The 11361-nt window shown below is 70.2% G+C and carries 10 protein-coding genes and 1 CRISPR repeat array (1 of these 11 running past the window's edge); of the genes, 4 read left to right on the top strand and 6 right to left on the bottom strand.

Going from position 1 to position 11361, the window contains the following annotated elements; translation table 11 throughout:
* A CRISPR array of direct repeats spans positions 1-55; the repeat unit is 27 nt; unit sequence GGACCATCCCCGCGTGCGCGGGGAGCA; it begins 216 nt to the left of the window's first position.
* Between the two features lie 472 nt (positions 56-527).
* Positions 528-1184: a 4'-phosphopantetheinyl transferase family protein gene (locus tag ACQPY0_RS33240; protein ID WP_432969435.1), complete on the top strand. Its 657-nt coding sequence runs from the start codon at positions 528-530 to the stop codon at positions 1182-1184.
* Between the two features lie 36 nt (positions 1185-1220).
* Here the strand turns inward: ACQPY0_RS33240 and ACQPY0_RS33245 are convergent, their stop codons facing one another.
* The 5 genes from ACQPY0_RS33245 to ACQPY0_RS33265 are packed head-to-tail and all read right to left on the bottom strand — an operon-like array spanning position 1221 to position 5487.
* The gene (locus ACQPY0_RS33245) at positions 1221-1445 is read right to left on the bottom strand and encodes a hypothetical protein (protein WP_432969438.1); all 225 of its coding nucleotides are present in this window, start codon (positions 1443-1445) and stop codon (positions 1221-1223) included.
* The gene (locus tag ACQPY0_RS33250) at positions 1442-2278 is read right to left on the bottom strand and encodes a hypothetical protein (protein ID WP_432969441.1); all 837 of its coding nucleotides are present in this window, start codon (positions 2276-2278) and stop codon (positions 1442-1444) included. The genes ACQPY0_RS33245 and ACQPY0_RS33250 overlap by 4 nt, the downstream gene beginning before the upstream one ends.
* Positions 2275-3159, bottom strand: coding sequence for a diiron oxygenase (locus ACQPY0_RS33255; protein ID WP_432969444.1), 885 nt, complete (start codon positions 3157-3159; stop codon positions 2275-2277). Before ACQPY0_RS33255 ends, ACQPY0_RS33250 begins: the two co-directional genes overlap by 4 nt.
* A gap of 30 nt (positions 3160-3189) precedes the next feature.
* The gene (locus ACQPY0_RS33260; RefSeq protein WP_432969447.1) at positions 3190-4392 is read right to left on the bottom strand and encodes a cytochrome P450; all 1203 of its coding nucleotides are present in this window, start codon (positions 4390-4392) and stop codon (positions 3190-3192) included.
* Positions 4393-4428: 36 nt separating this feature from the next.
* The gene (locus ACQPY0_RS33265) at positions 4429-5487 is read right to left on the bottom strand and encodes a ketoacyl-ACP synthase III family protein (protein ID WP_432969450.1); all 1059 of its coding nucleotides are present in this window, start codon (positions 5485-5487) and stop codon (positions 4429-4431) included.
* A 159-nt stretch (positions 5488-5646) separates the two neighbouring features.
* On the opposite strand from ACQPY0_RS33265, the gene ACQPY0_RS33270 reads away from it, so the two are divergent.
* The 3 genes from ACQPY0_RS33270 (at position 5647) to ACQPY0_RS33280 (ending at position 10286) form a co-directional block, all read left to right on the top strand.
* A complete protein-coding gene (locus ACQPY0_RS33270) occupies positions 5647-7131 on the top strand; it encodes a flavin-containing monooxygenase (protein ID WP_432969453.1) in 1485 nt (494 codons plus the stop codon).
* 280 nt (positions 7132-7411) lie between these two features.
* Positions 7412-8197, top strand: a complete 786-nt coding sequence (locus ACQPY0_RS33275; protein WP_432969456.1) for an AfsR/SARP family transcriptional regulator — start codon at positions 7412-7414, stop codon at positions 8195-8197.
* Positions 8198-8357: 160 nt separating this feature from the next.
* On the top strand, positions 8358-10286 hold the full coding sequence (locus tag ACQPY0_RS33280; RefSeq protein ID WP_432969459.1) for an HAD-IIIC family phosphatase: 1929 nt from the start codon (positions 8358-8360) through the stop codon (positions 10284-10286).
* 70 nt (positions 10287-10356) lie between these two features.
* Here ACQPY0_RS33280 and ACQPY0_RS33285 read toward each other — a convergent pair whose 3' ends face one another.
* Positions 10357-11226, bottom strand: coding sequence for an SAM-dependent methyltransferase (locus ACQPY0_RS33285; RefSeq protein WP_432969462.1), 870 nt, complete (start codon positions 11224-11226; stop codon positions 10357-10359).
* Positions 11227-11361 lie beyond the last annotated feature (135 nt).

Consider the following 11361-nt stretch of genomic DNA (forward strand, 5'->3'; position numbering starts at 1 on the left):
GGGCACGACCCCGTCCCGCCACGCCTCGGGACCATCCCCGCGTGCGCGGGGAGCATACTTGTCGACCTGGACCAATGAAGATCCACTTGCCCGTTTCTATTCACTTCTTCGACGGAACTTGAGAGGGCGGGCCCTCCACGCTGCCCGACTGCAACGTATCAGCTTTCCTCGAACAAAGTATGCATGGTGTCTGACTCGACCCACGCGGTTCCGGGCAATGCAGGATCGTCGCGGCCGAGTACCGACGGGATAGTGCGAGATTGCGCCGGGGCCGGCGCCGTCGCGGTTGCTCAGTCGAGCCGCCGCTTGGGCGTTTCCCGGCGCATGATGGATCGGCGTGTTGGTCATCCCGGGCCGCCTGCAGGTCGCCGGCCTGCTCGACCTGCCGCCCGCACTGCTTCACCGGCGGCGACCGCCTGAGCCGGCTGGCGTGGGTGACGAACGACGCATGCCAACCGGCATCGATAACTACGGACTGAACAGGTAGCCTGGCGCATTGTGAGCATTCGATTGCGCCCGGGGCCTACGTGATCGAGGAGATTCTGCCCTCCCGCGTCGTCGTGTCCGAGGTGTTCGGCGATGTCGAGGGCGACCTGTTTCCGGAGGAGGAGGCGGTGATCGCCCGGTCGGTGGACAAGCGGCGGCGGGAGTTTCGCACGGCGCGGCTGTGCGCCCGCCGGGCGTTGGCCGGGCTGAGCCTGCCCGCGGTACCGGTGCTGCCAGGGGCCTCCGGCGCGCCGCGGTGGCCGGACGGTGTGGTCGGCAGCATGACCCACTGTGACGGCTATCGGGCCGCCGCGCTGGCCCGTGCCACGGACCTGCGCACCATCGGCATCGACGCCGAGCCGCACGCCGCGTTGCCGGACGGCGTGCTGTCGGCGGTCACGCTGCCGCAGGAGCGGCGGCGGTTGGCCGCGCTGTGTGCCGCGCACCCGGCGGTGCACTGGGACCGGCTGCTGTTCAGCGCGAAGGAGAGCGTCTACAAGGCGTGGTTCCCGCTGGCCGGGCGCTGGCTGGGGTTCGAGGACGCGGACATCACCGTCGACCCGGAGCGGGGTGGCTTCACCGCCCGTCTCCTGGTGCCGGGTCCCGTGGTCAACGGCGTGGGGCTGACCGGCTTCACCGGCCGCTGGATGGTCCGGGCCGGCCTCGTCGTCACCGCGATCGCGAGCGACGCGGCGTAGCCGGGCAGGACGGGGCGTGCGCCGCGGCGCCGGCGGTCAGGAGAAGAACCGGGCCTCCACCCGCTTCAGTGTGCGCAGGTCCTCCAGGGTGACCGCGTCAAGCTCGAACTGCTGGCCGGAGGCGGCCTGGATAACGTACACGAACTCGATGAACGTCATGGAGTCGACGATCCGGCTCTCGATCAGGTCGGTGTCGTCGTCGACGCCCTCGGCGTGCTCCTTGAGCCAGCTGCGCACGGTTTCCATGGACTGGCCGCTCATACAGCCTCCTCCGTTCGGGCGGTGGTCAGATGGTGGAGCGCGTCCGACGGGGTGCCGTGCACGCGGGTGAGCGCCCCAACCCACCGCTCGAGGCCGAAGGCCGTGCAGCTGGTGACGGCGTGGTCGCCGGCGACGGTGATGCCGAGCCGCTCGCCGAAGAAGTTGCGGTGCTTGTTGAGCGAGGCGACGGCGACGCCGGCGTCGTCGACGAGCTCCCATTTCACCGGGTCGAGCGCGGTCAGCAGGGCTCGGGAGTCCTTGAGGAAGAACGGGTCGGAGGCTGCCTGCCGCTGCAGCGGGACACCCCAGCGGGACGCCAGCGCCAGAACCCGCTCCTGGAACCGCGCACGGAACGCGTCCGCCCCCGGCGCGTCGCCGACGTAGACGATCTCGCGCATGGTGAACGAGTGGAGGCGGGACAGGCCGTCGTAGGCGGCCTCGTTGCGGTAGCAGCGGCCGACGGCGCTGTACGTGCGGGGCGCGTCGAGCTCCTGCCCGTCCAGGGCGCCGAACACGGAGTAGCAGGTGGCGGACGGCAGGAAGTCGCCGGTGGGCTTGATCGGCGGGCCGCCGGGCCGGTCGCCCTGGGCGAGCCCGTCGAGGGCGTCCGGCGCGAACCGGTACGTCCCGAGCCCCAGATGCGGGAAGTTGCGGAAGTAGTCGATCCGCTCCAGCAGCTTGTCCGCGACCAGGCCGGCGGGCACGACGTTGTCCGCGCCCACTTCGGCGGCGAGCGCGGCGAACGCCCGGTCGACGTGGAGGAACAGATCGGCGTGGGCGCCGCTGAGGACGACGGCGCCGGTGGCCAGCTCGACCGGCCCACGCGCGGTCATGACGTCACCGCCGCGGGGAGCACACCCAGCCGGCCGAACACGTCCTGGGTCCGCCGCAGGATCTGGCGGTGGGCGCCGACGCGTGCGGCGTCGGCCAGCAGGCTGCGCCGGAAGCCGAGCGGGTCGGCGATGCCCGCGTCGGCGTACACCGCCGGGTTGTAGAGCGACGCGATCGACGCGTCGACATAGCGGCGGACGTACTGCTTCACGTCTTCGACCTCCTCCGGTGTCCCCTGCCGCTGCAGTTCGCGGAACAGTACGCGGACCATCTGCGCCCCGAAGGCGATGTGCCGGGACTCGTCCTGGTGGTGGATCCGGTTGATCGCCTGGATGGTCGGGTGCAGGTCCGGGTCGCCGCCCATCCGCTTGTTGAAGTGGTCGACGATCTGCTCGAACACCAGGATCCGGCTGAACACCACGAAGGCGTGGCCCAGCGGCGTGCGCTCGACCTGCGGGAAGGGCATGTTCATGGCCGGGTACACCTTGCCGCCGTAGCGGTGGCAGAACTCGGCGAAGAACCACATGTGCTCGTTCTCTTCACCGATGAAGTGGTGGAAGAACTCGGTGGCGTCGAGGAAGCCGTCCGTCTGGACCCGGGCGACGACCTCCTGCAGCAGTTCGCGGATGCCGTGCACGTTGAGGCTGTAGAAATGGATGCTCTCCCACTTCGACAGCTCGCGCAGCGTGTCACGCTCGAGTGTGCGGGCCGCGTCGGTGCCGGCCACGGTCATCAGGTCCGCGGACAGCCACAGCCCGTCGCCGACATCGATCGTGCCGGGCCAGTCGAAGGTCTTGTACGGGTTGTAGTAGTCGTCGACGGCCGCGTCGACCAACTGCTTGGCGACGCGCCGGAATTCTTGGTCGAAAACGATGGTCGACATCTCCACCTTCGCGATCGGACGGGGCTGCGGCTACCACCGCACGGGCAGTTGCTTGACCCCGCGGATGAGCCCTTCCTGCCAGGGCACCTCGTCGGCGGGCACCGCGAGGCGCAGTCCGGGGAACCGCCGCAGGAGGGTGTCGAGCGCGACGCCGAGCTCCATCCGCGCCAGCGAGGCCCCCACGCAGTGGTGCGGCCCGTGCCCGAAGGCCAGGTGGGGGTTGTGCGCGCGGCCGAGGTCGATCTCGTCGCCGCGGTCGAACACCGACTCGTCCCGGCTGGCGACGTGGTGGTGCACGGCGACGGTGTCGCCCGCCTTGATGAGCTTGCCGCCGAGCTCGACGTCCTCGGTGGCGACGCGGGGGAACGTGGTACCGACGGTCAGCGGGATGTGCCGGAGCAGCTCGTCGACGGCGCGGGGCACCAGCGTGCGGTCGTCGAGCAGCTGCTGCCACAGCTGCGGCTGGGACAGCAGGGTGAACAGCATGTTGCCGACCTGGTTCGCCGTCGTGCGGTACCCGGCGACGAGCAGGACGACTCCGAACTCGACCAGTTCGGGGTGGGTGAGCCGGTCCCCTTCGTCCCGCGCCTTGATCAGCTCGCCGAGCAGGTCGTCGCCGGGCTCCCCGCTGCGGGCGTCCACGAGCTCGCCCATGTACTTGTGCAGCTCGGCGAGGGCGGCGGCCACGTCCTGCACGCCGGCCGCCGACGGTGACAGCGACTGCTCGGTCCAGGCGAGGAACCGGTTACGGTCGTCGGTGGGCACGCCGAGCAGTTCGCAGATGACGGTGACCGGCAGCGGCCAGGCGAGGGTCGAGGCCACGTCGGCGGGCTGACCGCCCGCTTCCATCGTGTCGAGCAGGCCGTCCACGATCTCCTGGGCGCGCGGGCGGAGGCGCTCGACCTGCCGCAGGGTGAACGCCTTGGCGACGAGCCTGCGGAGCCTGGTGTGCTCGGGCGGGTCCATGCCCAGCAGCGATCGCGCGGACAGCGGCTGCGGGGTGAGGCGCGCGACGTCCTCGCGGCCCACGGTGGCGGCGCGGCTGAACCGGGGGTCGGCGAAGACGACGCGGGCCTCCTGGTATCCGGTCACGAGCCAGCACTCGCCGCCGTAGGGCATGGCGACCCGGGCCACCGGCTCGGTGCTGCGCAGCTCGCCGTAGCGGGGGTGCAGGTCCAGCCGCTCGTACGCGCCGAACGGGTAGGCGGGTGCGCTGTGCTGCGTCGAAGTCATGTGCCGCGACCTTTCGTGATCAGTGTTCGTCGCCGGTCAGTTGGGCGCGGGCGGCCCGGCCGGGACGGGGTCCGGCACGGCCTGGATCTCGATGAGCGCGGCGGTGCAGGTGTACCCGGTGCCGCCGCCGATCAGCAGGACCAGGTCACCCTCGGCGACCTGCTTGGTACGGACGAGGAAGTCGAGGCCGGCGAACTGGTCGCCGCTGCCGAGGTGGCCGGTGGTCCGGCCGAACTCCCAGGTGCTCTTCGCCAGGGGGCACCCGTAGCTGGCGGCGAACTCGTCGTCGGATGCGCCGGAGTGGGAGGCGGGCTCGATCACCCGCCGCACGTCGTCCATCTTGGCGTCGCATTCGGCGAGCACCGTCTGCCACGTGCTGGTCAGGACGGTCCGGATCCGCGGGAGGATCTCCACCGGGTTCTTGCCGACGATGAACTCCTTGTGCCGGGCGGCCAGGTTGATGGTCTCCTCCGGCGGTGGCGGGCATTCGTCGAACGCAGCGGTACCGCGGGCCGCGCCCTCGAAGAGGTTGTCGGTCAGGGTGACGGTGGACAGCACCCGGGCGAACCCGCCGCCGCGGGCGAGCACCATCGCGGTGCCGCCGTCGCCGAAGAACGTGCGGCTGTGCGAGTTCCACCGGTTGATGGCGGGCTCGCTGAAGCGGTCGCCGGTGGTCAGCAGCACCGCGCTGCCCCGGGTCCGGCCGGCGAGGAAGGCCGCCCCGAGTTCCAGCGAGGCCATGCCGCCGTTGCACCGCTGCTGCAGCTCGACCCCGGGCACGGCGGTGCCGAGCGTCTCGTTCGCCACGTAGGTGGCCGTCGGCCACATCATGCGGCCCTGGAACCACGTGGTGCTGTGCAGCACCTGGCCGAACTCGGCCGGGGCCAGCCCCGACTGGGCCACCGCCGCCCGGCCCGCCGCGACCGCCATCTCCGCGGGCGCCGGCCCGTCGGAGACGAGCACCGAGGTGTACCCGAGCTCCCTGCTGTGCCGGTCGGTGATGTGCCCGGCAGCGACCGCCACGTCCGTGCTCACCGGGGGCGGCAGGAACGCGCCGACCCCGGCGATGTACAGCTCATCCCATAACATCGACATCGCCTCCGTCGCTGATGGACGCGATGCTAGGGAGCCGCCCTTAATTCGGGCTAAGCCCGCCGTGCGCACCGCCGGGACCAGCCGCTTCAGGTGGGAATAAGCGGCCGGTGTCACGCTGCTCCCTTACCAATCCCGCCGTGCCGGACCGGAGCTGCCGCGATGACCTCACCCGACCACGTCGACGTCCTCATCATCGGTGCGGGCCTGGCGGGCATCGGCGCAGCCTGCCGTCTGCGCCGCGCCCTGCCCGCCAAGACGATCGCCATCCTCGAGGCGCGGGACGCGATCGGCGGGACATGGGACCTGTTCCGCTACCCGGGCGTGCGATCGGACTCGGACATGTTCACGCTCGGCTACCGGTTCCGGCCGTGGCGCGGCGCGACCGCGATCGCCGACGGCGGGTCGATCCTGCGCTACGTGCGCGACACCGCCCGTGAGTACGGCGTCGACGAGTCGGTCCGCTTCAACCACCGGGTCCTGCGCGCCGAGTGGTCCAGCGCCGATTCCCGCTGGAGCGTCGTCGCCCACCGCGTCGACACGGGCGAGACGGTACGCATGACCTGCGGCTTCCTGTTCTCGTGCGCCGGCTACTACCGCTACGACGCCGGTCACGCGCCGCAGTTCCCCGGCATCGAGGACTTCCGCGGCCGCGTCGTGCACCCGCAGCACTGGCCGGAGGACCTCGACTACGCGGGCAAGCGCGTTGTCGTCATCGGCAGCGGCGCCACGGCGATCACGCTCGCGCCGGCGCTGGCCGGCAGCGCGGCCCACGTGACCATGCTCCAGCGCTCCCCCACCTATGTCGTGTCATTGCCCAGCGAGGAGAAGCTGCTGCCCCGGCTGCGCCGGGTGCTGCCGGAGCGGGTCGCGTACGCGATCGTGCGCTGGAAGAACGTGCTGGCGCAGAGCGCGAGCTACCAGCTCAGCCGGCGCCGGCCGGAGCTGGTGAAGCAGCGGCTGCGCAAAAAGCTCGCGGAGCAGCTGCCGCCGGGCTACGACATCGGCACGCACTTCACGCCCCGCTACAACCCGTGGGACCAGCGCATGTGCGTGGCGCCGGACGGCGATCTCTTCGCGGCCATCGGCCGGGGCGCGGTCTCGGTCGTGACCGGCGAGATCGAGACCTTCACCGCGGACGGGGTGCGGCTGGCGTCGGGTGCGGACGTGCCCGCCGACGTGGTGGTCACGGCGACGGGGCTGAGGCTGCTGCCGTTCGGCGGTGCGCGGCTGTACGTCGACGGGCGCGAGGTCGACTTCCCGCGGACCGTGGCCTACAAGGGCATGATGCTGACGGACGTGCCCAACTTCGCGTTCATGGCCGGGTACACGAACGCGTCGTACACCCTCAAGGTCGAGCTGGTCAGCCAGTACGTGTGCCGGCTGCTGGCCTACATGGGCAAGCGCGGCTACGTGCACTGCGCCCCGCAGAGCGACGCGTCGGTGGGCACCGGGCCGCTGCTGGACTTCGCCGCCGGGTACGTGCGGCGGACCATCCACGAGTTCCCGAGGCAGGGCGACCGGCATCCGTACCGGATGCCCGCGAACTACCTCGTGGACGCCGTGACGCTGCGGCGGGGGCGGCTCGACGAGGCGATGCGGTTCGGCACGGGGACACCGGTCCCGGCGGCGGCCTCGCCGCGGTGAGCACGCCGAGCGGCTACCTCCCCGCTCGGTGCGCTGCACGACCGAAGGGTGGGCAACGGGTCGTCGAAACGTCAGACACTCGATAGATTCTGAAAACTAAGAACCTCGATCCCGGCCACAGCGTGTGTTAGTGTCCGATACAGATCGCTGCTCATCGATATTGCGGCCAGAGCCGATCACGCCAAGACTTCCGCCTCGGGCGGTATCAGCGACGTAGCCGATACCACTCGGAGTGCGTCGCGTCATGGGTAAACCTCATAGAGAAGGCGGGGAGGTTGCTATGAGGTATGAGATCCTCGGCCCACTGCAGGTCATCCACGACAGCCAGGTTCTGCAGCCGAAGGCTCGAAAGATCAATACGCTGCTGACGATCCTGATTTTGCGAATCAATCAGGTGGTGACGACCGAGCAGATCTTCGCGGAGCTGTGGCCGACCAAAATGCCGCGCCGGGCGAATGCGGCCATCCACGTGTACATCTCGCAACTGCGCCGCTTTCTGTGGGGCAACGGAAACAGGGGCCACATTCAGACGTCGGCCGGCGGCTACATGCTGTCCAAGGGATCCGCCGAGGTGGACGTCGACCTGTTCGAGCAGGACGTCCGGGCAGGTCAGGAGCACATCCGGCGCGAGGCCTACGAACTGGCGGCCGAGGCGTTCGAAAGCGCCCTCGCCCGCTGCCGCGGGCCGGTGCTGAGCGACCTGCGGGAAAGCCCGAGCATCTCCACGTTCGTGGCCTGGTTCGAGGAGGCCAAACTGGCCTGCACGGAATATCTCATCGACGCGACGATCGCCTTGGGGCGGGCCCCGCACACCATTCCGGAGCTGTACGCGCTGACCGAAGCACATCCGCTGCGGGAGCGATTTCACCAGCAACTGATGCTGGCCTTGTACCTCGCCGACCGGCGGGCCGACGCGCTGCGCGTGTACCAGAACGCACGGCAGACCCTGGTCGACGAATTGGGCCTCGAGCCCGGAAACGCACTGCGGGAATTACAACACGCGATCCTGCTCGGAGATGCGCGGCTGGAGCGCCCGGGCGTGATGCTGGTATCCGGCGTGAGTTGATCGCGATCCGGGCGACCGTCCGGCGCAGCGCGGGACGGCCCGGCGATATTCAATCCGCGAGACGCCGTGAGCATCGCCCCGAGCGTCGAAATTCCACGTGATCCGCGCCGGGTGACAGGAAATCGTCCGGCGCGAGCAACGGTGAGGCGGAGTCAATCGAATGAACAATGCGTTCACCATGTCGTTCAGTCATGACCGGACGACGACGGCACGACCCGGCCCGGCCGGCGGCGATGATCCCCACGCCGATTTCTTCACAGTGTTACGGACCGGCGACCCGGTGGCGGACTACCCGCGGGTGCGCGCGCTGCTGCGCAGCGTGCCGCACGGCGAGCTGCCGCGCGCCGGCCGGCTGCTGTCCCGCCTCGACGCGGACGAGGTGCTGCGCCACCACCCGGCGCAGCCGGTCCTCAACGTCGCCGTCACCGGGCACGGCACACTCTCCGAACTGCTCCCCCCGCTCACCGCCGAACTGGCGCGGCACGGCCTGCTGCTGCGGCCCTACACGGCGAGCTTCGACACGTACCTGCCGGAGCTGCTCGACCCGGACAGCGAGCTGTACCGCTCCCGCCCGGACATCGTGCTGTGCGTACTCGATCCGCACATCGTCCTCGACGAGCTGCCGACCCCGTGGACCGTGGCCGACGCCGAGCGGGTGCTGGCCGAGAAGGTGGGCCTCATCGACCGGCTGACCGAGCGGTTCGAGACCGCGCCCGGAAGGTTGCTCGTGCTCAATACGCTCCCGCTGCCGCCGGACCTGCCGGCGTTGCTGACCAGTGATCGCCACCGCGCGGAGCTGGGGGCGGTGTGGCGGGAGGCGAACGCGCGGCTGCTGCGGATGGGCACCCGCCGCTCCTCGGTCGTCGTCGTCGACCTCGACCCGCTGATCGCCGGGGGGACACCCGTCTGCGACCGGCAGATGAGCCAGTACGTCAAGGCTCACCTGGGAGCGGGCCTGCTGGGCCGCTACGCGCGGGAGGTCGGCCACCTCGCCCGGCAGCTGGCCGGCCAGACCAGGAAATGTCTCGTCGTCGACCTCGACGGCACGATGTGGGGCGGGATCCTCGGCGACGACGGCGCCGAGGGCATCGAGATCGGGCCCGGCCCCCGGGGGGAGGCGTTCGCCGCCTTCCAGCGGGCGGTCGCGCAGCTGAAGTCGCAGGGCATCCTGCTCGCCGTGGTGAGCAAGAACGACGCCGAGCCGGTGCGGCGGGTGCTCGGCGAGCACCCCGGGATGGTGCTGCGCGACGAGGACTTCGTCCGGGTGATCGCCAACTGGGAGCCCAAGCACGACAACATCGAATCCTTGGCCCGGGCGCTGAACCTGGCGACGGGCAGCTTCGTCTTCGTCGACGACAGCCCGTACGAATGCGCGCTGGTCCGGCGGGCGTTGCCCGAGGTCGAGGTGATCGAGGTCGGGCCGGAGCCCGCGCTGCACCTGGAGAAGCTGCTCGCGGACCGCTGGTTCGGCGTGCGGGAACTGACCGCCGAGGACCTCGGCCGCACCGAGCAGTACCGGGTCGAGCTGCGGCGCGAGGAGTTCGCCGGCACGTTCACCGATATCGGGCAGTACCTGCGCGAGCTCGGGATCACGGTGCGGTTCGCCGCGGTCGCCGAGGCCGAGGTGCCGCGGGTGGCGCAGCTGACGCAGCGGACGAACCAGTTCAACATGGGGCTGCGCCGGCTGGAGGCCGCCGAGGTGCGCGATCTGGCCGGCCGGCCGGACCACTCCGTGCTGACGATCCGGTCCGCGGACCGGTTCGCCGACAACGGGCTCGTCGGTGCGGTGCTGTGCCGGCGTGCGGACGGTGTCACCCACATCGACAACTTTCTGCTCAGCTGCCGGGTGTTCGCGCGGGGCATCGAGAACGCGTGCCTGTCCGCACTGCTGCGGCACGAACACGCCAACGGCGCGCGGGCCGTCCAGGCCGTGTACCGCTACTCGCCGAAGAACACCCGGATGAAGCCGTTCTACGCGACCAACGGCTTCATCGAAGTCTCCGACGACGGTGTCGAGGCGGTGTTCCGGCACGACCTGGTCGCCATCGCCGACCCACCCGGGCACCTGCGGCTGATCACGGACCTGTGAGCCGGGCGCTGCTGCGCACAGGACGGAGGGCCTGTCGCACGCCGCGCGACAGGCCCTCCGCGGTGCGGGACTACAGCGGCTTCTTCGCCACCGCGATCACGTAGTCGAGGGCGGAGATGCTCCGGCGCAGGCCGGCCTCGTTGCTCAGCAGGCGCTGCGCCAGCTCGATGTTCTTGTCCCCGACCCGCGCCGCGTACGCCGCCTCGTGCATCGCGGCGATGGAGTAGTTCAGGAACGGCTCGTACACATGCTCACGGATCGAGGTGATGCGCACGTCCACGAACCCCGCGGTCGCGAGCCGCTCGGCGTACTCCACCGAGCCGTACCAGTTCTCCACCGGCGGGATGCCCGCGAAGATGCTGGTTCGGATGGCGGTCTCCTCGTCGGCGCTCAGGCCGGCGAAGTCGAAGGAGTCCAGCTTCGGCTGGTCCGCGGTGGCCAGTACACCCCCGGGCCGCAGCGCCTCGAACGCGTTGCGGAAGAACGTCTCCCGCGTGTTGAAGTGGAACGCCGACTCCAGGGCGACGACCTTGTCGAACTCGCCGTGGGGCCGCAGCGGGTCGGTCGCCGACGCCTGCTTGAACTCGACCACCCCCGACAGGCCCTTCTCCTGCGCACGCCTGGTCGCGGTCGCAACCTGCTTCGCGCCGATGTTCAGCGCCGTGACGTGCCCGAGGTTCCAGGTCGTGGCCCAGAAGAAGTCCTGGTCGCCCCACCCGCACCCGGCGTCGAGGACACGGTCGCCCGGCTGGAAGCCCGCCGACTCGGCCAGCAGGCGGGCCAGTGCCTCGCTGGCCTCGTCCATGTCGGGGCAGTCGCCCGCCCAGTATCCGCGGTTCATGTACGAGCTGCGCTTCGCCAGCAGGCGATCAGGGTCCAGGTTCTCGTAGGAACCGAGCACCTGTTCCTGGGAGATGTCTTTGACGGTTTCGCCGACCATGTGAGCACCTTTCAGGCATCGCGGCATCGGCGTGGAAGCATCCCGCCGGATCGGACCAGGTCGTGCAAGAACCCTCCGATCTAGCCGCCCGCCACTTAAGCGGTGCTTAGCCCCGCCTAAGCCCCGGCGCCGGCC

It is taken from the genome of Dactylosporangium sp. CA-233914 (assembly GCF_050942935.1).
Taxonomy (GTDB): domain Bacteria; phylum Actinomycetota; class Actinomycetes; order Mycobacteriales; family Micromonosporaceae; genus Dactylosporangium.